We start from the raw sequence: 23,826 nt of genomic DNA on the forward strand, positions 1-23,826 counted from the left end.
GCCATGACAAATCGCGTAATTTATCCAGGAACCTTCGATCCGATCACCCACGGCCACAGCGATTTAATCGCTCGTGCAGCCCGACTTTTTGATGAAGTTATTGTTGCTATTGCCTCTAATCCGACCAAAAAGCCACTATTCACACTAGAAGAACGCGTTGCACAAAGCCAATTGGTCGTCGCCGCATATAAAAATGTTAAAGTGATCGGTTTTAGCGGACTACTAGCCGACTTTGCCCGAACGCACCAGGCCAATATCTTACTTCGAGGGTTACGAGCAGTATCCGATTTTGAATATGAATTTCAGCTAGCTAACTTAAATCGTCACCTCAATAGCGAGCTTGAAAGCGTCTTTTTAACCCCTGCCGAACAATACTCCTTTCTCTCTTCAACCATCGTCAAAGAGGTTGCCATACACCACGGCGATGTCTCAGGGTTTGTCGCACCAGAGATTGAAGCAGCACTAAAAGAGAAATTCAAAAATTAACGCCGTTTCTGGCAATTCGGGCAATAAAATGTATTACGCTGGCCAATCCGCATACTTTGAATTTGGCACCCGCAAACGGGGCAAGCTAAACCATCCCGCCCATAGACGGCAAGCTCCTGTTTAAAATAACCGGGCTTGCCATCTGCCTTGGAAAAATCGCGCAGGGTTGTTCCGCCCTGCTTAATAGCCTCGGTTAATACCGCTTTAATTTCCCAAGCGAGTTTTTCATAACGCTTCAAGCCAATTTGACCGGCACTCAATTTTGGATGAATACCCGCATGAAATAGTGCTTCGTTAGCGTAGATATTCCCCACACCAACGACAACCGCATTATCCATGATAAATTGCTTTACGGCTAAAGTTCGCCCTCGTGAGCATTGATAAAGCCGCTTGGCATTAAAAGCATCGGTCAGAGGTTCAGGGCCCAACTTACTCAATAAAGGATGCACCTCGAGTGGTAATTCCCACCACAGCACGGCACCAAATCGACGAGGATCACACAAGCGCAGCACATTCCCATTGGCCAGACACCAGTCAACGTGATCGTGTTTACCTACTGGGGTGCTTTTATCGACAATCCGCAAACTGCCAGACATCCCTAAATGGATGATACACACCCCCGCTTTTGTTTTTAACAACAAATATTTGGCTCGGCGTTCAACCGCATCAATGACCTGCTCATTTAAATGGGCAATAGTTTCCGGAATCGGCCAGCGCAATTTTCGCTGGCGCACGATGACGTCGCTCACACACTGATGCAACAGATATGGAGCAATCCCCCGACGGGAGGTTTCAACTTCAGGTAATTCAGGCATTTTATGATAACGGCGATTTTACAACAGCCCGTATGATAGCAGATTGTTCATAATCTGCACGTCGTAGCTATCGCCTTTATGGCGAGTCACTAAACAGTGCCTGATAGGTCACTTGATCCAGTTTTAATAACTTACCCTGCCAATTGGTCAGAAAATACTGTTTTCCTTTGCGAAATAAAGTTAACTGAATTGGCTCACTGCGATGGGCAACAAAAATCTGAATCGACTGGCCCGCCACCCCTGCCCCAATCGGCTTTTTCCATTCATGCAGACGCACATGGAGCCACGCATCGACCGTCACCACCGGACGAGATGCGGCTGGAGAGCTTTGCCAGCCAGTGCCAACGCGTTGAATGGTGCGATCAGGCAAATCAATCTCTAGCACGGTGGCACCGGGGGGTAATAATGACAGCCCAGAGACAGCCTGAGGGCCTTGCTGAGTGTCTTGCGCCTGTTTTTGACTATTGTGCTCAAGTTTCTCTCCGGTCAGGCGAAAAATTAAAATCATCGCTAACACGACGAAAATTAAGACATTATTCCACCCTCGCCGACCTAAGCGCATATCAACCCCTTTCTCATATCCGTTGCTTGAAAATCAAACTCATCGCTAGGGACTGTTGACCTTTTGTGATTAGTTTTGCAGAAATCTGAGAGGGATTTAGGCAAGGCAAACGTTGTGCCGTTATTCTCCACAAAGAACGTTTAACGCTGGATAAATTCCTCTCAGATACTGCCCTTGGGGTTCATTTAAACGCATCCTGAACTTTGTTGCCCCCTGCTTGCTTAACTCATTAAGCGACGCAGGGGGCGCCGCGTTCAAAATACGTTTAATTTGAACAAAATTCAACCACCAAAGATCAACAGTCCCTAGGTGCTATTCACCTTTTGAGTTCATTTAAACGCACCCTGAGCTTTATTGCCCCCCGCATGCTGCACTCATTTAAGCTGCACAGACTACGCTGGGTTCAAAACGCGTTTAACTTAAACCAAATTTACCCCAAAAGGATCCCCTAATGTAGGGAAGTATAACGAGGGTTTGAAAGAAATACCTCACCAGGCTTCTGATTTACAACCTTTGCTCTTAAGCAATTAACGGTGAGAAATAAATTTTAGGCAAAAAAAACCCGAGAATAAATCTCGGGCTTTCAAAGAAGTTAATCAATTACTTGATTTTGCCTTCTTTGTAGACAACGTGTTTGCGAACAACGGGATCGTATTTTTTGATCTCCATTTTTTCAGGCATATTGCGTTTGTTTTTATCAGTCGTATAGAAATGACCTGTACCAGCTGAAGAATTCAAACGAATTTTTTCACGTGCACCTTTCTTAGCCATGATTTAAGCTCCTTAAACGTTTTCGCCACGACTACGGATATCAGCTAATACAGCGTCGATACCTTTTTTGTCGATGATCCGCATTCCTTTGGTAGAAACGCGTAGTTTAACAAAACGTTTCTCGCTTTCGACCCAGAAACGATGTGATTGCAAATTAGGCAAAAAACGGCGACGAGTGCGGTTTTTTGCATGTGATACGTTGTTACCAACGGCTGGTTTTTTACCAGTAACTTGGCATACTTTAGACATGTCAGTCTCTCCAAAAATTACTTCTGCTCGAGCATCTGTTTGCCCCGTGAGGCCGTCGCCCGGGACGACAGAAAGGCCGCATTTTATACAGCAAAACACACGCAATATCAACTAAAATATCACATTATGCTGGATTTTTAAGCTAAATCCACCCTCGCTGCGCAAACGAGACGATTTGCCCACATCCAACAACGATATGGTCCAAAACTCGGACATCGATCAAATTAAGTGCTTCAATCAACTTATCGGTAATAGCCCGATCCGCATGACTGGGCTCAGCGACCCCCGATGGATGATTATGCGCCAATATCACGGCTGCGGCATTGTGCTCCAATACCTGTTGAACCACAACCCGCGGATAAACACTCGCCGCATCGATGGTTCCAAAGAAAATCGGCGCGAATTGTAACACTCGATGCTGATTATCCAAAAGCAATAATGCAAATACCTCACGGTTAAATCCACAAAGTTCACTTTGAAGGTACTCAAATACCTGCTCAGGGTTACTCATTGAGTCTTTGATTGTTAACTCTGAGCGTAAAAATCTACGACTCATTTCAAGGGCCGCCTGTAACTGACTATATTTGGCGCTACCCACACCATGGTGGGCACAAAAGGCCAACTCACTGGCCCCAAGCAACGCTGGCAGCGACCCAAAGTCATTTAATAATTCCCGGGCCAATCCAACCGCATCGGTTCCTTGGTATCCTGTGCGTAAAAAAATTGCCAGCAATTCGGCATCGGATAAGGCTTTAGCACCTTTTTCAAGTAATTTTTCACGTGGCCGCTCTGTCACGGGCCACTGCGAGATCGCCATGGTTGGGATCCTTAGATAGCTTTATATTAATAAATATATCAATAAATATAAATTCCCAATTTGTCAATGACATGCTGCCCGATCGCCAACATGAAACCAATAAAATGAATCGTCTTAGCACTGGAGTAACACTGTGTTTTTTAAAATTTATGGTACAGTAAAACTAGTTTTTAACTATGGCTGAACTCCCCGTGTTAGAAGGAAAACAGATACTCATCGCAGGCAGTGGCGGAATTGCTGCCTATAAACTTCCCGAGCTAGTTCGGGCGTTTGTCAAACAAGGCGCAAGTGTGCGAGTAGCGCTCACCGAACATGCCAGTCACTTTGTCTCGCCGATGGCTTTGCAGGCAGTGAGTGGCTATCCCGTGGCGCAAGCATTAATGGACCCACACGCAGAACTGTCGATGAGCCACATTGAACTGGCCAAATGGGCCGATGTCGTGCTGGTCGCACCCGCAACGGCAAATTGCATCGCCAAACTTGCCCACGGCATTGCCGATGATTTAGTAAGCACCCTATTGCTGGCCACACCCTCTCCCATTGCCATTGCGCCCGCGATGAATCAGCAGATGTATCGCGCCGCAGCGACCACCGAGAATTTAGCGATCTTAAAAAAACGCGGAGTTTGGCAACTCGGCCCGGCAGCGGGTGAGCAAGCTTGCGGTGATGTTGGCCCCGGTCGGATGCTGCAGCCCGAAGAGCTCGTTTTAGGCGTGATTGAACACTTAAAACCACAGTCGACGCCATTAACTGGCAAACGAGTTACCATTACCGCCGGTCCAACTCAAGAAGCCATTGATCCAGTGCGTTATATCAGCAACTACAGCTCCGGGAAAATGGGCTATGCGCTGGCCAGAGCGGCACGCAATGCAGGTGCGGACGTGACCCTTATCAGTGGTCCAGTTAGCCTAGCAACCCCTCAAGGATGCCAGCGGATTGATGTTAAAAGTGCCCGCCAGATGCATCAAACAGCACTCGAGGTCGCCACGCGCAGCGATATTTTTATCGCTTGTGCGGCAGTAGCAGATTATCGGGTCGGTGATATTGCTGAGCAAAAGATCAAAAAAAGCAATGAACAAATGCAGCTGACGTTAGTTCGTAACCCTGATATAGTCGCCGCTGTAGCCAGTTTAGCGCAACGTCCTTTTGTCGTTGGCTTTGCCGCAGAAACCCAAGATGTGGCCCGCTACGCAAAAGATAAAATGCAACGTAAACATCTAGATATGATTGCCGCTAACAATGTAGCGTCACCCGATAGTGGCTTTAATGTCGATGAAAATGCCCTCCAGGTGTTCTGGGCCGATGGTGAAAAAACTCTCCCTCGCGCCAGCAAACAGCAGTTGGCAGATCAATTAATTAAACTGATAACGACTCAATACCAGCATGAAACAAATTGAACTGAAAATCCTCGACCCACGGGTCGGCCAAGAATTCCCTCTGCCTTCATACGCAACAGCAGGCTCTGCCGGAATGGACCTGCGAGTTTGTCTGGATGAGCCGGTGACCTTAAAGCCAGGCCAGAGTAAACTGTTGCCAACCGGTCTAGCGATCCATATTAAAGATCCAAACTTAGCCGCTACCATTTTACCGCGCTCCGGCCTTGGTCATAAACATGGTTTAGTCCTGGGTAATCTGGTTGGTTTGATCGACTCTGATTATCAAGGCGAGCTAAAAATTTCATTGTGGAATCGCTCCGATGCTCCTTACACTATCGAACCGGGAGAGCGTGTTGCCCAACTTGTCATCATGCCTGTTGTTCAAGCGCAATTTGCGCTCGTGGATGACTTTGATGCAAGTGAACGGGGAACCGGCGGCTTCGGCCACTCTGGAGTTAAATAATTTCTTACGTGTCGCGCTAATCAGATAACCAGGAAGTCAGAATGGCGGGTAAAACCAAAACAAATCGTCGAGAACAGATCCTTCAAGCACTTGCAGTGATGCTGGAAACCAGCCCCGGGAAACGGATCACAACCGCCCGGCTGGCCAGTGAAGTTGGAGTTTCAGAAGCTGCTCTTTATCGCCATTTTCCAAGTAAGGCGCGCATGTTTGAAGGACTCATCGAATTTATTGAAGATTCGCTGCTCTCGCGCATTAATATCATTCAAAGCGAAGAAAAAGATACGCTGACCCGTTGTCAGCATGTCTTGCAATTGTTGTTAGGATTTGCCGAGCGCAACCCCGGGATCACTCGACTGCTCAACGGTGATGCGCTGCAAGGTGAACATGAACGTTTGCGCACTCGGGTGGATAATCTCTATTCAAAGATTGAATCACAGCTGAAACAAATTCTGCGAGAAAAGCGCATTCGCGAAGGACATGGATTTAATCTGGATGAAGGCCAGTTAGCGAACTTTTTACTTGCGTATGCTGAAGGCCGTATTGCTCAGTTTGTGCGCAGTAATTTTGCGTTAAAACCCACTGAGTATTTTGAACTACAATGGCAATTTATCCATCAACAACTTTTACAAAGTTAATCCTCATTCGGATGCTTCATCACTCGGCATCCGGTCCCGCTACACTTCCAAAAACAATCGTAGCCCGGATGCAATGCACTGAAATCCGGGATATTTGTGCACAAATCTATTCGAAGCAACGCAATATCCGGCTCCTCGCCATCTGCTTCGCTTCTAGCGGGCTACACTTTCAAGAACAAGTAGCCCGGATGGAATGCAATGAAATCCGGAGGATTTGTGCTCAAATCTCTTCGAAGCAACGCATTATCCGCCTCCCCGCCATCCGCTTCACTTCTAGCGGGCTACACTTTCAAGAACAATCGTAGCCCGGATGGAATGCAATGAAATCCGGGGGATTTGTGCATAAATCTGCTTAAACTACGCGGCATCAAGATCCCCGCCATTCGCTTCTAGCAGGCTACACTTTCAAAACACTCGTAGCCCGGATGGAATGCAATGAAATCCGGGATATTTGTGCATAAATCCGCTTAAGCTACGCGGCATCAAGATCCCCGCCATCCGCTTCGCTTCTAGCGGGCTACAATTCCAAAACAATCGTAGCCCGGATGGAATGCAATAAAATCCGGGGCCGGGCAGGCGCTTGTGCGCAATACAAAGCCAACAAGAGTGTAGATATACAGAGATTTCTGGCTTGAGCTGGCGTCAATTACCTACTAATGAGATCCATGCAAATATAGCGCATGAAACTGATTCTTATGCTAAATTCAAATTTTAGCAATTTTTCTTAAGCAAGGAACGTTATGGACATTATCAACCATGCTTCAGGCTGGTTTGCAAATAATGAAGAACTGGTATTGCAGTATATTGTCAATGCCGCATCCGCCCTAGTCATCATTGTCGTAGGCTTTATCGTTGCTGGCATTATCGCTTCTAGCATCGAAAGGGTCATGAACAAGCGCAAAGTTGATAACACCATTAGCTCATTCACTGGCTCAATGGTGAAATACTTACTGATTGCTTTTGTTATTATCGCAGCATTATCTCGAGTGGGTGTTCAAACTGCTTCGTTTGTAGCAGTGTTAGGTGCAGCAGGTTTAGCGATTGGTTTAGCTCTGCAAGGCAGTCTATCTAACTTTGCCGCAGGGGTTTTAATCGTTGGGTTCCGTCCTTTCCGTGCAGGCGATTATGTCGAAATGGCGGGAACTGCTGGAACGGTAAAATCGGTCCAAATTTTAACAACAACACTCACCACTCCCGATAATAAAGAGGTGATTGTGCCAAACTCCAGTGTTTTTGGAGGAGCAATCACGAACTATTCGCGTCACGAAAAACGCCGTCTAGACCTTATCATTGGAGTGAGTTACAAAGCAGATTTAAAGCAGACGAAAGCGGTGATCCAAGCGGTTTTAGACAATGAACCACGTATCTTAAAAGATGAACCTATCACGCTTGGGGTCTTAGAGCTTGCAAATAGTTCAGTAAACTTTGCCGTTCGTCCATGGGTTAAAACTAGTGACTTCTGGCCAGTTCGCTATGATCTACTTGAAGCGATCAAAAACGCGCTGGATGAAGCCGGAATTGAGATTCCATTCCCGCAGATGGATGTGCACATCGACCGTAACGCCTAAACCTTTGCCATATAATAAGCCAGAGCAGGAAACAACGGCTCTGGCTTTAGTGTGCTGCAAAGGGCCAGAACATTGACGTTTTTTACGTCTCTTTGATTCTGCTCCACTGAGTATTGCAACAAAAAAGCGTTTACTTGCTAACCGGGAAAGCAACTCACTGAAGATATCACAATACACCTAAAAAAATTGGCCAACGTTTTTTGAACACAGCTTCTGAATAATGTTTATCTAAAAAAACATAATTTATTCAATAGATTACAACCAAATCTGTCGTTATCTAGATAATTTCTTAACACAGCGTTACACAATTTTAGCTTTCCAAATGTTTAATATGTTAAATGTTAGTTAATAACTTTACGATGATTTACACATTTAAACATCTGGTTTTCGTGACAGGCATCACTTTTTATGGTTAAATAACCATACATTGTTACTTGTTTGTTAAAAAACTGTTTTCATATTTGATATTTTGTAATATATTTAATTGGAAAGAGCCGCATCCCACCTCACTGACAACATGAGCCTTTGCCAGTATCTGAGACGTCGACCCGCTAACACAGCAACGACAAACAGTGTTATTTGATACGAGTTAAGGAGCACGATATGAGACTCATCTTCGAATTTTTTGAGGCGATGGTCATTGCAGCCGTTGGTATTTTCAGCTTAGAAGCAATTAGTCTTGAATATAACCAACGCAAACTCAATGAACGCAAACAGACAGCTGAAATCAAGTAAGCTAAGTCAGATTATTATGAAAATAATACCTTAAAAGGCTCCGTATTCAACGGAGCTTTTCTTATTGCCCATCTTGTTGGCTGGCTAATCATGCAGCGCGTTAGCTTTAAGCTATTGCCCAAACGTTTTCAACATCTAGCATACCTAGTTAAAAACATATTGGCTTTTTAGCTCAGAGCAACGTTCAGTCAGTGAATGGACAGCATCATCAAGCTATCCAACCCACTGCCAACATTCCTTAGACAAATCATTCAAACACTCAAAAACTATTTTGCACTAAAAGAATTACCTCTAGCGCCTGAACAACGCTATTAGTGACATGGCCATGAGCAAAAGACTAACCATTTGGACTGACCAGTTATAAAAAAACCTGCGTTCACCCAGTAAATCACTGAGCACATACACAGACCCATCAGCCGAAATGATATCGCTCCCCGAGTAAAATTGATTTTAACGCTTGCTCAGCGTGAGCTAAGGTGATCAACAATGCTTTGTCATGACCAAATATATCCATATCTAGCGGATCACCAGACACCGTTGATTGAGTCAACTCAGTAAAAAATCTTCGAATATCGAAACCCAAATACGATAATAACGTGTCTCAAAAATAAATTTTTTCATGCACCATTATGGGTTCCTCTCAATAATAATGGAGAGATTCGTTCAATAAATTGCTTTATAATACATATATATAGTCAAATTAAACCCCCTCCGAAATGTTAATCATTTGTTATTCTTAAACTGATTGTTAAATTTTCTTTTCGTGACAAATTTGCGTAAATGTACTGAAATATAAGCTGTTAGCAAACGAAATGAAGCGAAAATCTATAAATAATTATTAAAAATAAAACTTGAAAAGTGTTAACAAGATCTCCATAATAATTGGCAGATACAAATAAAAAGAGTCATGAAGAATTTGCACTATTATGAAGCAACAAAAAATAGCAGAAAGTAAAAAATCTGAAAGTTGAATTTAAAATAGTGTGACATTTTGATGAAACCATCGTGGAAGCAGTCATAAATGATGGTTTCTATGTCGTAGCAAATATGTCCTGTATGTCGTAGGTCTTAATCTGACATTTTTCGTCAGTAACACTATTTAATCTTCTTCATTGCACGGTAATCAAAATTACTGTGTGGGGTTTTTTGGCCTTAAAACCAAACCCATTCCCCAAAGGGGAGAGATAAAAACGGTGCGTTAGAATTAAGCGATTATGCATAAATTCAAACTTATCGAGGAGAGAATTATGAAAAGTAACAAAATGTTAGCCGCTGTTATGGCAACCATGATTGGTCTGTTTAGCGCAAGCGCAATGGCAACCCAGTTTCTCCCACAGCAGCACCAGGTGCCAGTGAGTCAAGCTGATCATTACAGTATTCAGGATACAGCCGGCGGTCATTAAGTCGCTGAGCTAAAAACTATAAAAAATAATTGAAGCCAAATTAATCAATACGATAGAAATCGAGGAAGAATTATGAAAAGTAACAAAATGTTAGCCGCTGTTATGGCAACCATGATTGGTCTGTTTAGCGCAAGTGCAATGGCAACCCAGTTTCTCCCACAGCAGCACCAGGTGCCAGTGAGCCAAGCTGATCATTACAGTATACAGGATACTGCCGGCGGCCATTAAGTCGCTGAGCTAAAAACTATAAAAATATAATTTAAGCCAAATTAATCAATACGATAGAAATCGAGGAAGAATTATGAAAAGTAACAAAATGTTAGCTGCCGTTATGGCAACCATGATTGGTCTGTTTAGCGCAAGTGCAATGGCTACCCAGTTTCTCCCACAGCAGCACCAGGTGCCAGTAAGCCAAGCTGACCATTACAGTATTCAGGATACTGCCGGCGGTCATTAAGTCGCCAAGCTAAAAACTATAAAAATATAATTGAAGCCAAATTAATCAATACGATAGAAATCGAGGAAGAATTATGAAAAGCAACAAAATGTTAGCTGCCGTTATGGCAACCATGATTGGTCTGTTTAGCGCAAGTGCAATGGCTACCCAGTTTCTCCCACAGCAGCACCAGGTACCAGTGAGCCAAGCTGACCATTACAGTATTCAGGATACTGCCGGCGGCCATTAAGTCGCTGAGTTACAAACTATAAAAAAATAATTGAAGCCAAATTAATCAATACGATAGAAATCGAGGAAAAATTATGAAAAGCAACAAAATGTTAGCTGCCGTTATGGCAACCATGATTGGTCTGTTTAGCGCAAGTGCAATGGCTACCCAGTTTCTCCCACAGCAGCACCAGGTGCCAGTGAGCCAAGCTGACCATTACAGTATTCAGGATACTGCCGGCGGCCATTAAGTCGCCAAGCTAAAAACTATAAAAAAATAATTGAAGCCAATTCAATCAATACGATAGAAATCGAGGAAGAATTATGAAAAGTAACAAAATCTTAGCCGCTGTTATGGCAACCATGATTGGTCTGTTTAGCGCAAGTGCAATGGCAACCCAGTTTCTCCCACAGCAGCACCAGGTGCCAGTGAGCCAAGCTGACCATTACAGTATTCAGGATACTGCCGGCGGCCATTAAGTCGCCAAGCTAAAAACTATAAAAATATAATTGAAGCCAAATTAATCAATACGATAGTGATCGAGGAAGAATTATGAAAAGCAACAAAATCTTAGCCGCTGTTATGGCAACCATGATTGGTCTGTTTAGTGCGAGCGCAATGGCTGCGCAGTTTCTCCCACAACAGCATCAGGTGCCAGTTAGCCAAGCCGACCATTACAGCATCCAGAACACCGCGGGTGGACGGTAATATTTATTACTTCATCTATTCAAGGCGGTTAAGGATGACCTTTTTGAATCTCCATTGCTAAAAGCCGGTCACATTAGATTGTGTCCGGCTTTGCTTTATGACATAAGTAATTGAGCATCAACGATCAGGAAAATAAGCAAACAGCCTATGCAATCCCATATTGGGCCCGATAAGCCTGAATCGCTTCTAATGCCTGATCATTATCACCATGATTTTTAAGATACTCAATTAAATCAGCAAGGGTGATAATTGCCGTCACTCTGGCACCGCTATCGCGCTCCACTTCCTGAATAGCCGAAAGCTCACCTTGACCGCGTTCTTGACGGTCTAACGCAATTAATACCCCCGCCAACTGGCAAGGATGATGAGAAAACAGCTCTAGCGATTCACGTATGGCAGTGCCGGCGGTAATCACATCATCAACCAGCATCACGCGCCCTTCTAAGGCCGAGCCCACCAAATTGCCACCTTCACCGTGATCTTTCGCTTCTTTACGATTAAAGCAATATGGTTTGTCAATATCATATGCCTCATCGAGTGCTATCACCGTGGCACTGGCTAGTGGGATACCTTTATAAGCAGGGCCAAAGACCATGTCGTAATTCATACCAGATTCGACCAGCGCAGCAGCATAAAAGCGGCCTAAACGAGCTAAATCAGCTCCCCGGTTGAACAGTCCTGCATTAAAAAAATATGGACTCACTCGACCCGACTTGAGAGTAAACTGACCAAATTTTAACACCCCACGGTTGAGGGCAAATTCAATAAACTCTTTTTGATACGCTTTCATTCTACTTCCTTACATCTTAGCCTTCATTAAGTACCTGACGCTGCAGATTGAAAATCGAATCAATCCCGCCTTTTGCCAATTCTAACAGCTCTAAGAGCTCTTCGTGACTAAAAGGTTCGCCTTCAGCAGTGCCTTGAACCTCGATCATCCGGCCATCTTCACTCATGACCACATTCATATCGGTTTCAGCACTCGAATCTTCCACATATTCCAGATCGCAGCGCGGCTGCCCCTCGACGATGCCAACCGAAATCGCCGCGATCAAATATTTCATTGGATTAACTTTGATTTTACCCTGCGCTTGCATCCACCAAATGGCATCCATCAATGCCACACAAGCACCGCTAATTGCAGCGGTCCGAGTTCCACCGTCAGCCTGGAGGACATCGCAATCAACGGTAATAGTGACGTCACCGAGAGCTTTTAAATCAACAGCAGCACGCAGTGAACGACCGATCAAACGCTGGATCTCCATTGTCCGTCCGCCCTGTTTACCGCGGGCTGATTCACGCGCCATTCTTGAGCCGGTAGAACGTGGCAACATACCATATTCAGCGGTAATCCACCCCTGACCTTTGCCTTTTAAAAACCGTGGGACTCCGTCTTCAACCGTTGCTGTACATAACACTTGGGTATCCCCAAAAGTCACCAGAACTGACCCTTCAGCATGACGAGTATAGTGTCGAGTGAATGTAACCGGTCGAATGTCGGTCACGGCTCTGCCGTTTGGACGCATCTTGTATACCTTATAACCATGAAAGATAATTCAAATTATACGGATTTTGCACCGCTTCGGCCATGAATGACACTGACGTGTGTCCACATTAACGGTATAATCAGTTAAATTTTCCTCGTGGACTCAATAGAATGATTCATAGTATGACGGGCTACGCACGCCGTGAAGTTTCCGGTGACTGGGGAAGTGCAACCTGGGAAATCCGCAGTGTTAATCAACGTTATCTCGAAACCTACTGGCGTATGCCGGAAAACTTTCGCGGTTTAGAACCGCAATTGCGCGATAAAATTCGCAAACAACTGCAACGCGGCAAAGTCGAAAATAACCTGCGCTTTGAATCGGGCCAGTCGCAAAATGATGAACTGACGCTGAATCAAGAGCTCGCTAAAAAAATGATTCAAAATGCCGAATGGGTTCAACAACAAGCCGGCGGCCAGATTAACCCGCTCGATATTTTGCGTTGGCCAGGCGTCATGGAAACCCCCGAGCAAGATGTAGATGCCATCAGCCAAGAATTACTCAAGCTCTGGCAAGCCACCTTGACCGACTTTATTGCCAGTCGCGCCAGCGAAGGTGAAAAGATTCAGGTAATGATTGAAGCACGCCTTAGTGCCATTACTGAACAAGCCAATTTTGTCCGCTCGCGGCTGCCACAAGTCATTGAATGGCAACGTGATAAACTGCGCACCCGGTTAACCGAAGTGGCCGAAGAACTAGACGAAAGTCGCCTTGAGCAAGAAATTGTCTTGCTGGCCCAAAAGCTGGATGTGGCCGAAGAACTGGATCGCTTAGACGCCCACGTCACCGAGACCCACAATATCCTTAAAAAAGGTGGCACCTGTGGCCGTCGTTTAGACTTTATGATGCAAGAGTTTAACCGCGAAGCCAACACCTTGGCCTCAAAATCAATCGATGCCGACATCACCAAGGCAGCAGTTGAGCTGAAAGTGTTAATCGAGCAAATGCGCGAGCAGATCCAAAACATCGAATAATGTATCGTTCCGAGCAGGTAGCAATGCTGTCTGCTCATTGAAGGCTATTACCCTAGTGCAGTTTAGCTGCTTGTTGCCATATAAAATGCGGCATCGGCGATTGCCATGTAATACTTGTTAGCGGATAGCCAGTATGAGACACATATTCCACTTCTCCATAGTTTACAAAGCCCATAGTACATCCGTACTCGTCTTTGCTTTGCTCTCGCACGAATAGGAATAAACGCTGACCCATTTCTCGGTGGCGAAGACAGTCACGACCACGCACTCGATCCGAACTTACCCTGTTTTGCGAAAAGATGTCTCCGACAGATTGCTTTAGATTGGCCGCAACAGAATTTTCTGGACGACCTAACTTAAGTCACCGTTGCTGAAGAACTGGGATGAAAGCGGCAAAACCTCCAATAATTCCTGAATAAAAAATAAGAGCGTCTAGAACTAACCCATATCAAATGGATTTTTGGCTGTGTCATCATGAAGTAACTCAGATGCGATGGCATTTACCTCACCCTGAACGTATGTCCAATACTCTGGGTTATCTAAAGTTCTCTCTTTAATTTGCTTGGGGATAAAACGGCTCATTTCCATATTGAAGTCATTGTGTACTTCGTCTTCCAACATTAATTTGGCTAACGCAGTAGACAGCATTTGTCTAAAGTCATCTGTTTGCTTGTGTCTGGCGTTGAGTTTCTTTTCAACCAATACCTTGGATAAATCAATCCCACGCTGCTTAATCCAAACAATATCCCAGATATCACGAGGCTTAATACGCCTTGCTCGATACGCTAACGCAATAAGCTTATCGGCCAATATCTCTTGTAGTGACTGTACAGGGACCAAGATGCCTTCAGTCGGGACAACAATGTCGTAATGATTGATTAACGGACGCTTTTCGATATCGAATGAGGGCATCGCACAGACATCAATATGCATTTTTTGCCGCGGTAAATCAGGACGATTAGGCTCTTTCACGATGCTAATTTTCCACGAAACGGTATTCCCTTGCTGCTCGCCAGAGGGCTTGCTTACCCAAACTTCGGTTTCATACTTATTTTGAATATAGGTCTGGATTTCGGACTCCAGCCCCTCAAACTCGGATGGTTTGAAATCATCACCACCGTTGAAATCAAGATCCTCTGATAACCGACTGCTGTTGTAACACATGCGTAATGAGGTGTCGCCAATAAAGGTCAATCGCTGCAGAACACCTTGTTTGATCAGCACATCCATAATGTCATGATGCAAGATCTCTTTTTCTATCACGGGGGTTACTGCTGCATAGTCAGGATTTGACTGTACGATTTGGCGAATTTGTTGCTTCAGCATACTTTATCTCCTACACGCTCCCCCATACTTAGCGCTCCAACATATGTAGATTGCGTCGGCAGTGCTTTAGATCTGCAAGCGCTTGTGCTCTGTTTGCGCGATACATTTTGATGTCGGAGTCATAGTACAAATGGAGTGCGATTTGTTCGACTGGCTTCTTAGTGTGGGTAAATTCGATCACGCCATAAGGCGTATCAAAACAACCACTCCGACCTTTAGTCACTACCGTGACTCTGCCCATCATAATTTGTGAAATATCGCCGGTATAGCTGAGCTGACTTTCTAGGCTGATATAGTTCAATACGCCACTACGCAATTTTTTGATGATTTTATAAATAGCCGTCTCAGGCTCAGGTGGTGTAATCATACTTTCATAGAAGCCTTTCACCACTCGTCTTAGTAAGCCCTTCTTTACGCTATCAGCGAGAAACTTTCTAAAAGCTGGGTCACAAGGCTCGCCCAACATAAAAGCAAGCTCAGTTGCACTGTGCACGCCACCGCCAGCGTTAACCGCTTTTGCTAATGCGCTGAGTAGCTCATCAGATTTAGCCATAGGTCTACACTAAATTACCAAATAACTCACTTAGTGTAGATCTACTATTAAACTTGCACAAGGCATTGGTCTACATAAAGTTACTTTATGAGTAATAATTTGTAGACCTAAAGATAGACACTCAGTCTCTCAGGCAAGCCATGTTTAGCGAGTTTTTTGCTAACATGCTTGACTGCTTTAACATATTGTCCATACAACAATGTTGAAATTTTACCGCTACCGCAATGACAAGAAGCATTACGTCCTTGTTTCATCGGTTGATAGGCAGTACTTTTTCCATGAAAGCTTTACCCCCGCCGCTCCGGCCACTGATACTCCGGCGCAGGCCAACCCATCGATGCAGCCAGTCAACATTCGCGTACCGGCTTACGAGCAAACGCTCGCGGCCCATGCCGGAGATGTGTTAGCCGATGTACTCGAGCAAGGGCAACTGCCCATCATCATCGCCTGTCGTAGTGGCATCTGTGGTTCATGTAAGTGCAAGGTGAATCACGGCAAAGTTTCATCGACCAGTCAAAGCCCCCTCACCACCGAGGAAATCGAGCAAGGGTATGTACTGGCCTGCTCATCCACGATTGAGTCAGACCTTGATATCCAAATTGGATAAATCCATCACAACCGTATCGAAAGGGGAACCAATGGTTAGTTTTGTAGAACCGGAAAAACTCGCTTTAATTTTTGACGGTGAGAACCGCCAAGAATAGCAAAACACGTCCCATATTATTGATTATTTAAGCATCGCTCAAAATGAAGTGGTAGCAGATTTAGGCGCAGGGACGGGCTATTTTTGCCAGCAATTTTTAACGCACACCGCGGCGGCCAAGATTTACGCAATCGATCTCGAACCGAACATTCGCATTTACCTGCAACGACGATTTGCAGATGTGCCGAACCTGACATGCACCGCCTGTACCCCCACCAGCCCATGCCTGCCGGATGACGTTGATCTACTATTTATGGCGAACACCTATCGATTTATCACCGAGCGCAGTACCTTTTTAGCCAACCTTAAACAGCAGTTACCCGAAAAAGCGCGCGTTGTGATCGTTGACTTTAAAGGCAACCATGCTCGAGTCACGCCGAAAATGGCCATGGAAGAAGTCATCGCCGCAGGGTTTGAAATTTACCATTATGAGCGCGACAGCTGCCCCGATCACTATTTACTCAGCTTTCGCCTAGCCCCGTAACTGTCCATCGTCCCCCATGTGTAGATGAGGCTTAGTTTTATATTTAAGTCTCTTGGAAAAGGATCATGAATGCGGTCTTAAGAAGTTTAAAAAACTCCATTTTTGCGTCAATAATTAACGTATATTTAATTATTTTTAAACTATAAAAATCAAATCTAGTTTGAAAAAATGACAAACTACGTCAATAATTAACGTATATTTTTATTTTTTCAAACCAAATTAAGGTCAGTTATGCTGAACACTGAAGCCAGACAGCAGTTACAGAAAATGCTGCCCTTAGATATGATCGCCACCAAATCATGGCTTAAAGCTCAAGGATTTAACCGGCACTTTCTGGACAATGCAGTACGCAGCCAAACACTATTCCCTCTTGCCGCCGGTGTTTACGCTAGGCAGGGCGCAAGGCTATCTTGGAAAGGAATCGTAGCTTCATTACAACGTATGTCCGATGCTCCTGTCCATGTTGGCGGTTTGAGCGCGCTAGAAGAGGAAGGACTTAGTCATTACCTATCCAAAGGGGAGAAAACTAGGATTCACCTCTATTCCGCAAAGATGCTTCCTCAATGGCTGGACAGAATCGATACTCCAACACAATTTGAATGGCATGGCACTCGTCGCCTTTGGCCAGAGACACTCATGCGAGACAATAAATACCTACGGCAAGCTACTTGGCAAGCATCACTCCCGCCACTGCAATATTCCTGCCCAGAGAAAGCCATTTTGGAGCTTTTGGCTGCAGTACCCAATGCCATCAGCTTTGAACATGCCGACCAGCTTATGCAAGGATTACATAACCTATCGCCTCGCAAGCTGAATAACTTGCTGAAAACCTGTAGCAGTATCAAAGTAAAGCGACTCTTTCTCTGGCTAGCAGGAAGACACCAACATTCCTGGCTCAAGCACTTAACACCGGAGCAATGTGCGTTGGGTTCAGGTAAACGACTGATCGCTAAAGGCGGCAAACTAGATCCAACTTGGCAGATCACCGTACCAAAGGAGATGTAAAGAACAATGGATAGACAAAGCCATTACTATCGGCAAGTCCAGCTATTGCTACAAATTATACCTTTTATAGCATCGCACGATTGCTTCGCCCTCAAAGGTGGAACCGCTATCAATTTGTTCGTTCGTGACTTTCCTCGCCTTTCGGTTGATATCGACTTAGTTTTTCTGCCTATGATGGAACGGACTGAGGCCCTTCAGACCATCAAGAGTAACCTAGATACCCTGGCTGTCACGATCACAACCCGCATCAACAATACTCGGGTTGTTCGCGCCTTCCGAGATAAATCAGATGCACTGCGTTTATTGGTGGAGCGAGATCACGTTCAAATAAAGATTGAACTTTCTCCCGTACTACGCGGTACAGTTTACGAGCCCAGCATCATGCCAGTATGTGAAGCCGTTGAGAATGAATTTGGTTTTGCAGAGATGCCAGTGGTAAGTTTTGCCGATTTATACGCGGGGAAAATCTGTGCAGCTCTGGATCGTCAACACCCGCGAGATCTCTTTGACGTCAAGCTGCTACTTGATAACGAAGGACTCACCGATGACCTCCGAAAAGCCCTACTGGTGTATATGATTAGCCATCCACGTCCTATTGCCGAGATGCTCAGACCAAACTTCAAAGACATTTCAGGTGTTTACGAAGGGGAATTTCGGAATATGGCCGGACAAGACATATCCCAAGCGGCTCTTGAAACGACACGAGAGCAGCTAGTCATGCTTATCAATACCTCACTGACGTCCCATGAGCGAGCATTTTTATTGTCATTCACAAATTGTGAGCCCAATTGGCCACAGCTTGGTCTCTCTGGTATTGAGCGGTTACCCGCAGTGCGCTGGAAACTGCAAAACCTAGCCAAAATGGCCCCAGAGAAACATGCTAAAGCTTACCATCGGATTGAAAAAATACTGATTGGATAACCCCAAAGCATAAAATTTAGAGAGCAAAGCTTACTAAAAGTAGCTTTTAGGTGATGAAGCACCTATGAGAACCTTCGAACGCCAAATAGAACAACTCAAAGCAAAAACTCGCGCCGATGCACCATTTAGTAGTACCGTACAGACACAACTTAGAAAACTAGGGGCTGATGCTTACTTAATTGATCGACGTTTAGATGTTGCCTGAAGCCCACTATTAGGAATATGTTGAGCAGTGTAAAAATCGTGTGCAAAATATCCATGTGGCTTTAGTAAGCTGTCAAGAGACCAGTTATCCCTGTTTGTAATAATAGGTCCCCATTTCTAATAACTATCTGGTAATGAAATCGCTTCCGTGGATAGCAAATTGGGTAGTGAATATAGGAAAAATACTCATAACAAAGATAATGCATTGTTTTTATTTGAATAATAAATTTTAATTTACAAGCAAAATCAAATATTGAGTCATTCCTTCTCGTCTTCCAAAGCTTGCTGATAGATTTCAATACCCTGTTTTACGGAACTTTTTATTTAAACCTCACTCTACCCCAGTTCATTTTTTCTCTAAACGGTGGATCAACTGGTACGTAATTTCTCGCGATACTCACATCAAATAGTGAATGGCAACAGAACAAATAAAGCTCTATAGCAATGCATCCTGATTCATTACCAGCCACGGTGAGGCTTGATCATTTGACCATAGCTGTAAGAGTAATTCATGGAACCGCTGGGCTGAGGGGCTAAGTTCGGTATTGCGGCGTTGCACCAACCCCAAGGTACGGCGAATCACTGGGTCGACCAGCGGGCGGCTCACTAATAGATGATGTTGTTCATCAAACGGCATGGCTAGACTGGGTACCACTGCTACCCCTAACCCGGCTTCGACTAACCCCAACGAAGTCGATAAATGGCGCACTTCATAAAACCAGTTCGGATGGCAACTGGTACTCTCTAACGCCTGTTCTATCAAGGAGCGGTTACCGCTGGAGTGACGAACGCCAATCAATTTGTACTCACACAATTGCTGCCAGCTCACCAGTTTATGTTGCGTTAATTCATGGTCGCGCCGACAAGCCACCACAAACGGTTCATTCACTAATGGCGTAAAGTCAATACTCAAATCAGTGATGTTTATCATATTTATGCCAAAATCAGCATCGCCACTGAGCACTGCTTCAAGACAATCGTTTGCACTGTGCTCCATCACCCGAATCCGGATATTGGGGAAGCTTTCATTATATTTGCGAATCACTTTCGGTAAAAAATAAAAGGCGGCGGTTGGCAAACAAGAAATCGTAATCACACCGGTCTGATTGGTCGCTAACTCTTTGATATCTAAGATTGAATTCTCATAAAAATCGAGGAGATTGCGCGCGTTCGGAAGAAAGCTCTTGCCTACCGGTGTTAAACGAACCTGGCGGGTTGAACGCTCAAAAAGCGCCGCCCCTAGGTCATCCTCGAGCTTTTTCAAGCGTCGGGTTAACGCCGGTTGAGAAATATGCAATAATTCTGCTGCTCGGGTAAAACTGCCAATTTCTGCAATTTTTACAAACGTTTGCACGCCTTTTAGTTCATGTTGCATCACTTCTCCTGCTCAAACACTAAACTTCATCAAACTCGATTAATACCTTTATTGCATTAATTATAATATTTTTTTCATTAGAGTTATCAATTATTCTGTATCAATCTATACCCATGTTTTCCTGATGGACTTAGACGAGTGAAACAGATCCCTTGTTTATTAATGCGTGGAGGAACCTCTAAAGGTCCCGTTCTTTTGGCCAGTGATTTACCCCGTGACCGCAGCCAGCGAGATGCGTTTTTACTTAATTTAATGGGCTCCGGTCATGAATTAGAAATCGATGGTCTGGGCGGCGGTTATGCGCAATCCAGCAAAGTCGCTATCATCAGTCCTTCCACCAGCCCAGATGCCGATATTGATTATCTCTTTGCTCAAGTTAAGGTCAATGAGCGCCGAGTCGATACCACGCCTAATTGTGGCAATATGCTCTGTGCCGTAGGGCCTGCCGCGATTGAGCGTGGATTGATTTGCGCCCAAGAGTCAATTACACCGATTCGGATCCGAAACGTCAATACCAATACATTGATTGACGTTGAGATCCAAACCCAAAACGGTGAAGTCGTCTATGACGGCGAAACCCATATTGATGGGGTCCCCGGAACAGCGGCACCGATCAGTGTGACGTTTCTCGATGCAGCTGGCTGTAAAACCGGCAAACTGCTGCCAACAGGCCATACCAGCGATCACATCGACGGCATCAAGGTCACCTGTATCGATATGGCCATGCCAATGGTTCTGATCAAAGCCAGCGATCTCGGCAAGCAAGGCAATGAAACACCCCAAGAGTTAGATAAAGATGCCGCATTTTTAGCTCGACTAGAAGCCATCCGTCTTAAAGCGGGTCGATTAATGGGCTTTGGCGATGTCAGTGACATGGTAATACCTAAACCGGTATTAGTCAGCAAGCCGGAACATGGCGGATCGATTCAAGTTCGCTACTTTATGCCACATCAATGCCATAAATCCTTGGCCATTACCGGTTCTATTGGATTATCAACAGCCTGTGTCATTGATGGCAGTGTGGCTGCCGAAGTCGCCCAGCTCAAACGAACCAATCCATTTATTCAACCGGTTACCATCGAGCACCCGAGCGGCCGTATTCAGGTGGTTCTGAATCAGCCCGACGAACAACCCGAGCATATCAAAGCCTCGGTGATTCGTACCGCTCGAAAACTATTTATTGGACAAGCTTTTGTTCAAGAAGCAAAAGTCTGTCATAAAGAAGAAGACGTAGAACAGCATACCACTGCATAACAATAGCCCAAAAAATTTAATTTAATAATATGAGGCACATTATGAACATATCAAACACCCGTGGCGACACATCGCCACGTAAGCCCTACATTACGGTCATTTTTGCACTCGCTCTTTCAGGACTCTCTGAATTAGCGTCATTATTTTTTATTCAACCTCTCTTGCCGATTCTATCTAAGCATTATCAGGTACCGATTGATCATGTCAGTATTATTCTATCGGTTGAAACGGCATTGCTGGCGATAGGTCTGCTGTTTACCGGGAGCCTATCGGATCGGTTTGGTCGAAAAAAATTAATCGTAGCTTCACTTTTTTCTGGCTCAGTACTGACATGTTTGTGCGGATTCGTCAGCTCTTGGGGCATTCTAGTTGCTGTGATGGGCCTGCTCGGCTTAACCCTCAGTGGTATTGCCGCTGCTGCGACTGCATATATTAGTGAAGAGGTCGCCCCCGCGTTTGCAGGCGTTGTCACTGGGTATTTTGTATTTGGTAACTCGATGGGTGGCATGTCAGGACGAGTATTTGCCAGCCAGATGATTACTCATACGAGTTTACATAACATCTTTTATGGCTTTTCAGGCCTGCTGTTTTGTATTTCGATTCTAGTATTTCTCATTTTACCCGAATCAAAAAATTTCAAACCTGCTGCAAAACTTAAATTAACCCGCATGATCAATGGCGCGAGCGATCATTTTAGAAACAAAATGATTCTCCCAATGTACGGTGTTGGCTTTATCATCTTTGGCGTATTTACCTCTTTGTATAACTACCTGACATTTTATGTCTCACATGCGCCATTTAATCTGTCTCATGCTCATGCCGGGCTTATCTCTATTTGCTTTGCCTTAAGTGTGATTACTGCGCCTCAGGCTGGTCGACTTTCCAATAAATACGGTGCCACTAAAGTTCTCACCGGTTTATTTAGCATCATGATCATTGGCATGTTGTTATCACTAACCCATACCTTGCCAACATTGCTGCTGGGTGTCGTGATCTTTACCGGTTGTTTCTTCGGGTGCCACTCGATCGGCCTGCGTTGGGTGAACAAACATGCCACTCATGACCGTGGACAAGCCGCTTCACTTTATCTGTTCTGTTATTACTTGGGTGGTTCTACCCTCGGTTACTGCAACGGCTACGTTTATACCTTCATGGGTTGGGCGGGTATGGCTTCATTCGTCATTGTACTGCTGCTAATCGGAATTAGCGTCGCCACCTATTTAAGACACCATATTAATCAACAGGACGTTGAAGAAGTAGTTGCCGTCAAAAGCTAATTAACTCCTGTTATTTTCATAGCGAGCTGCATGGCAGCTCGCACAACTCTCACGCTAGCTTTGGAAGTTGTATGAACATTGCTAATTATTTACATCAAGGGACTCAAAGTTACGGGATCGTCACTGATCAAGGAATTATCGATTTAGGGCGAAAACTGGCGCACAGCTATCCTGATTTAAAATCACTTCTGCAAGACGATGCACTCGATCAAATACGCTCCTATGCATCGTCTCCAGTGGATTTTGCAATTGAAGATATCGACTTCCTACCGGTTATCGCAAACCCTGGGAAAATCCTGTGTGTCGGCATGAACTATGCTCAGAAACGACTTGAATTCGATGAAACCAGTCCGGCCCCCACTTTATTTGTCCGCTTCCCCGACTCCCAAACAGGCCACCAGCAACCTATTCTTAAACCAGCTTATTCAACCCAGTTCGATTATGAAGGTGAGTTAGCCGTGATCATTGGCCGAGGCGGCTATCGCATCAGCCAAGCGCAAGCATTAAACCATGTTGCCGGTTACAGTTGTTATATGGACGGCTCTGCGCGTGATTGGCAACACACGTGGTTTACGGCAGGTAAAAACTGGCGTCAAAGTGGTGGGTTTGGCCCGTGGATGACCACCGCCGATGAAATTCCCGATCCACAAACACTGACGATACAGACTTACCTCAATGGCCAACAGGTTCAGTCGGATTCAACGGCGAATATGGTTCATCCCGTCGCCGAACTCATCGCCTACATTTCAACTTTCTCTGAATTGAGTGCTGGTGATGTCATTATTACTGGCTCTCCAGGTGGCGTTGGCAAAATGCGCCATCCGCCGTTATTCCTCAATCCTGGCGACCGAATTGAAGTGTCTATTTCTGAGATTGGAACGCTATCTAACCCGATTGTCGATGACGTTGACCAACAACCAAATTTACTGATGCGCACAGCCTAAGGTAACAAG

32 protein-coding genes and 1 pseudogene are annotated in these 23,826 nt (G+C 44.9%); 22 read left to right on the forward strand and 11 right to left on the reverse strand.

Features of this window, described 5'->3' with window-relative positions; all coding sequences use genetic code 11:
* The first annotated feature begins 3 nt into the window (after positions 1–3).
* Positions 4–486, forward strand: coding sequence for a pantetheine-phosphate adenylyltransferase (gene coaD, locus EV690_RS17815; RefSeq protein ID WP_131914379.1), 483 nt, complete (start codon positions 4–6; stop codon positions 484–486).
* Here coaD and mutM read toward each other — a convergent pair.
* The 5 genes from mutM to radC all read right to left on the reverse strand — a co-directional run bounded on the left by mutM (position 483) and on the right by radC (position 3,700).
* Positions 483–1,301 carry a bifunctional DNA-formamidopyrimidine glycosylase/DNA-(apurinic or apyrimidinic site) lyase gene (gene mutM / locus EV690_RS17820; RefSeq protein WP_131914380.1) on the reverse strand — a complete coding sequence of 273 codons (819 nt, stop codon included), beginning with the start codon at positions 1,299–1,301 and terminating at the stop codon, positions 483–485. The genes coaD and mutM overlap by 4 nt on opposite strands.
* Before the next feature lie 76 nt (positions 1,302–1,377).
* Entirely contained in the window at positions 1,378–1,863 is a 486-nt protein-coding gene (locus EV690_RS17825) for a hypothetical protein (protein ID WP_131914381.1), read from the reverse strand.
* A gap of 600 nt (positions 1,864–2,463) precedes the next feature.
* Positions 2,464–2,634, reverse strand: a complete 171-nt coding sequence (gene rpmG / locus EV690_RS17830) for a 50S ribosomal protein L33 (RefSeq protein WP_131914382.1) — start codon at positions 2,632–2,634, stop codon at positions 2,464–2,466.
* Positions 2,635–2,646: 12 nt separating this feature from the next.
* A complete protein-coding gene (gene rpmB, locus EV690_RS17835; protein WP_131914383.1) occupies positions 2,647–2,883 on the reverse strand; it encodes a 50S ribosomal protein L28 in 237 nt (78 codons plus the stop codon).
* A 142-nt stretch (positions 2,884–3,025) separates the two neighbouring features.
* The gene (gene radC, locus EV690_RS17840) at positions 3,026–3,700 is read right to left on the reverse strand and encodes a RadC family protein (protein ID WP_131914384.1); all 675 of its coding nucleotides are present in this window, start codon (positions 3,698–3,700) and stop codon (positions 3,026–3,028) included.
* Between the two features lie 176 nt (positions 3,701–3,876).
* Between radC and coaBC the strand changes: the two genes are divergently transcribed.
* The 12 genes from coaBC (at position 3,877) to EV690_RS18330 (ending at position 11,253) form a co-directional block, all read left to right on the forward strand.
* Positions 3,877–5,097 carry a bifunctional phosphopantothenoylcysteine decarboxylase/phosphopantothenate--cysteine ligase CoaBC gene (gene coaBC, locus EV690_RS17845; RefSeq protein ID WP_131914385.1) on the forward strand — a complete coding sequence of 407 codons (1,221 nt, stop codon included), beginning with the start codon at positions 3,877–3,879 and terminating at the stop codon, positions 5,095–5,097.
* On the forward strand, positions 5,084–5,539 hold the full coding sequence (gene dut / locus EV690_RS17850; protein WP_131914386.1) for a dUTP diphosphatase: 456 nt from the start codon (positions 5,084–5,086) through the stop codon (positions 5,537–5,539). The genes coaBC and dut overlap by 14 nt, the downstream gene beginning before the upstream one ends.
* A 41-nt stretch (positions 5,540–5,580) precedes the next feature.
* Positions 5,581–6,174: a nucleoid occlusion factor SlmA gene (gene slmA / locus EV690_RS17855; RefSeq protein ID WP_131914387.1), complete on the forward strand. Its 594-nt coding sequence runs from the start codon at positions 5,581–5,583 to the stop codon at positions 6,172–6,174.
* A 740-nt stretch (positions 6,175–6,914) separates the two neighbouring features.
* Complete coding sequence (gene mscS / locus EV690_RS17860) at positions 6,915–7,742, forward strand: small-conductance mechanosensitive channel MscS (protein ID WP_131914388.1); 828 nt, start codon at positions 6,915–6,917, stop codon at positions 7,740–7,742.
* A gap of 603 nt (positions 7,743–8,345) precedes the next feature.
* Positions 8,346–8,477 carry a hypothetical protein gene (locus EV690_RS18590; RefSeq protein WP_263433843.1) on the forward strand — a complete coding sequence of 44 codons (132 nt, stop codon included), beginning with the start codon at positions 8,346–8,348 and terminating at the stop codon, positions 8,475–8,477.
* Between the two features lie 1,247 nt (positions 8,478–9,724).
* A complete protein-coding gene (locus EV690_RS18300) occupies positions 9,725–9,880 on the forward strand; it encodes a hypothetical protein (protein WP_165872814.1) in 156 nt (51 codons plus the stop codon).
* 72 nt (positions 9,881–9,952) lie between these two features.
* Complete coding sequence (locus EV690_RS18305; protein WP_165872814.1) at positions 9,953–10,108, forward strand: hypothetical protein; 156 nt, start codon at positions 9,953–9,955, stop codon at positions 10,106–10,108.
* Positions 10,109–10,181: 73 nt separating this feature from the next.
* Positions 10,182–10,337: a hypothetical protein gene (locus EV690_RS18310; RefSeq protein ID WP_165872814.1), complete on the forward strand. Its 156-nt coding sequence runs from the start codon at positions 10,182–10,184 to the stop codon at positions 10,335–10,337.
* Between the two features lie 73 nt (positions 10,338–10,410).
* Positions 10,411–10,566: a hypothetical protein gene (locus EV690_RS18315; RefSeq protein ID WP_165872814.1), complete on the forward strand. Its 156-nt coding sequence runs from the start codon at positions 10,411–10,413 to the stop codon at positions 10,564–10,566.
* Between the two features lie 73 nt (positions 10,567–10,639).
* Positions 10,640–10,795 (forward strand): hypothetical protein, encoded by a 156-nt coding sequence (locus EV690_RS18320; RefSeq protein WP_165872814.1) that lies wholly within the window; start codon positions 10,640–10,642, stop codon positions 10,793–10,795.
* A 73-nt stretch (positions 10,796–10,868) separates the two neighbouring features.
* Complete coding sequence (locus tag EV690_RS18325; RefSeq protein ID WP_165872815.1) at positions 10,869–11,024, forward strand: hypothetical protein; 156 nt, start codon at positions 10,869–10,871, stop codon at positions 11,022–11,024.
* 73 nt (positions 11,025–11,097) lie between these two features.
* On the forward strand, positions 11,098–11,253 hold the full coding sequence (locus tag EV690_RS18330) for a hypothetical protein (protein ID WP_165872816.1): 156 nt from the start codon (positions 11,098–11,100) through the stop codon (positions 11,251–11,253).
* Positions 11,254–11,398: 145 nt separating this feature from the next.
* On the opposite strand, the gene pyrE is transcribed toward EV690_RS18330, so the two are convergent.
* Together pyrE and rph are read right to left on the reverse strand one after the other, a co-directional pair.
* Positions 11,399–12,043, reverse strand: a complete 645-nt coding sequence (gene pyrE / locus EV690_RS17865; protein ID WP_131914389.1) for an orotate phosphoribosyltransferase — start codon at positions 12,041–12,043, stop codon at positions 11,399–11,401.
* 16 nt (positions 12,044–12,059) lie between these two features.
* Positions 12,060–12,779 carry a ribonuclease PH gene (gene rph / locus EV690_RS17870; protein ID WP_131914390.1) on the reverse strand — a complete coding sequence of 240 codons (720 nt, stop codon included), beginning with the start codon at positions 12,777–12,779 and terminating at the stop codon, positions 12,060–12,062.
* A 131-nt stretch (positions 12,780–12,910) separates the two neighbouring features.
* Between rph and EV690_RS17875 the strand changes: the two genes are divergently transcribed.
* Positions 12,911–13,771, forward strand: coding sequence for a YicC/YloC family endoribonuclease (locus EV690_RS17875; protein ID WP_131914391.1), 861 nt, complete (start codon positions 12,911–12,913; stop codon positions 13,769–13,771).
* A 52-nt stretch (positions 13,772–13,823) separates the two neighbouring features.
* Here EV690_RS17875 and EV690_RS18510 read toward each other — a convergent pair.
* The 3 genes and pseudogenes from EV690_RS18510 to abiEi all read right to left on the reverse strand — a co-directional run.
* Positions 13,824–14,066: pseudogene (locus EV690_RS18510) on the reverse strand (hypothetical protein); the annotation flags it as partial.
* Between the two features lie 143 nt (positions 14,067–14,209).
* Positions 14,210–15,097 carry a nucleotidyl transferase AbiEii/AbiGii toxin family protein gene (locus tag EV690_RS17885; RefSeq protein WP_131914392.1) on the reverse strand — a complete coding sequence of 296 codons (888 nt, stop codon included), beginning with the start codon at positions 15,095–15,097 and terminating at the stop codon, positions 14,210–14,212.
* Positions 15,098–15,125: 28 nt separating this feature from the next.
* Positions 15,126–15,650 (reverse strand): type IV toxin-antitoxin system AbiEi family antitoxin, encoded by a 525-nt coding sequence (gene abiEi, locus EV690_RS17890; protein WP_131914393.1) that lies wholly within the window; start codon positions 15,648–15,650, stop codon positions 15,126–15,128.
* A 199-nt stretch (positions 15,651–15,849) separates the two neighbouring features.
* Between abiEi and EV690_RS18780 the strand changes: the two genes are divergently transcribed.
* The 5 genes from EV690_RS18780 to EV690_RS18335 all read left to right on the forward strand — a co-directional run bounded on the left by EV690_RS18780 (position 15,850) and on the right by EV690_RS18335 (position 18,968).
* Entirely contained in the window at positions 15,850–16,257 is a 408-nt protein-coding gene (locus EV690_RS18780; RefSeq protein WP_131914394.1) for a 2Fe-2S iron-sulfur cluster-binding protein, read from the forward strand.
* 130 nt (positions 16,258–16,387) lie between these two features.
* Entirely contained in the window at positions 16,388–16,837 is a 450-nt protein-coding gene (locus EV690_RS17900) for a class I SAM-dependent methyltransferase (RefSeq protein WP_263433858.1), read from the forward strand.
* A 231-nt stretch (positions 16,838–17,068) separates the two neighbouring features.
* Positions 17,069–17,842 (forward strand): type IV toxin-antitoxin system AbiEi family antitoxin, encoded by a 774-nt coding sequence (locus EV690_RS17905; protein WP_131914396.1) that lies wholly within the window; start codon positions 17,069–17,071, stop codon positions 17,840–17,842.
* 6 nt (positions 17,843–17,848) lie between these two features.
* Complete coding sequence (locus EV690_RS17910) at positions 17,849–18,763, forward strand: nucleotidyl transferase AbiEii/AbiGii toxin family protein (protein ID WP_131914397.1); 915 nt, start codon at positions 17,849–17,851, stop codon at positions 18,761–18,763.
* Between the two features lie 64 nt (positions 18,764–18,827).
* Complete coding sequence (locus tag EV690_RS18335) at positions 18,828–18,968, forward strand: hypothetical protein (protein WP_165872818.1); 141 nt, start codon at positions 18,828–18,830, stop codon at positions 18,966–18,968.
* Positions 18,969–19,403: 435 nt separating this feature from the next.
* Here the strand turns inward: EV690_RS18335 and EV690_RS17915 are convergent, their stop codons facing one another.
* Positions 19,404–20,342 carry a LysR family transcriptional regulator gene (locus EV690_RS17915; protein ID WP_131914398.1) on the reverse strand — a complete coding sequence of 313 codons (939 nt, stop codon included), beginning with the start codon at positions 20,340–20,342 and terminating at the stop codon, positions 19,404–19,406.
* A 138-nt stretch (positions 20,343–20,480) separates the two neighbouring features.
* Between EV690_RS17915 and EV690_RS17920 the strand changes: the two genes are divergently transcribed.
* The 3 genes from EV690_RS17920 (at position 20,481) to EV690_RS17930 (ending at position 23,817) form a co-directional block, all read left to right on the forward strand.
* Positions 20,481–21,596 (forward strand): 4-oxalomesaconate tautomerase, encoded by a 1,116-nt coding sequence (locus EV690_RS17920; RefSeq protein WP_131914399.1) that lies wholly within the window; start codon positions 20,481–20,483, stop codon positions 21,594–21,596.
* 41 nt (positions 21,597–21,637) lie between these two features.
* Entirely contained in the window at positions 21,638–22,873 is a 1,236-nt protein-coding gene (locus EV690_RS17925) for an MFS transporter (protein ID WP_224054964.1), read from the forward strand.
* 71 nt (positions 22,874–22,944) lie between these two features.
* Positions 22,945–23,817: a fumarylacetoacetate hydrolase family protein gene (locus EV690_RS17930; protein WP_131914401.1), complete on the forward strand. Its 873-nt coding sequence runs from the start codon at positions 22,945–22,947 to the stop codon at positions 23,815–23,817.
* Positions 23,818–23,826 lie beyond the last annotated feature (9 nt).

The organism is Celerinatantimonas diazotrophica (genome assembly GCF_004339545.1).
In the GTDB taxonomy this organism is placed as follows: Bacteria; Pseudomonadota; Gammaproteobacteria; order Enterobacterales; family Celerinatantimonadaceae; genus Celerinatantimonas; species Celerinatantimonas diazotrophica.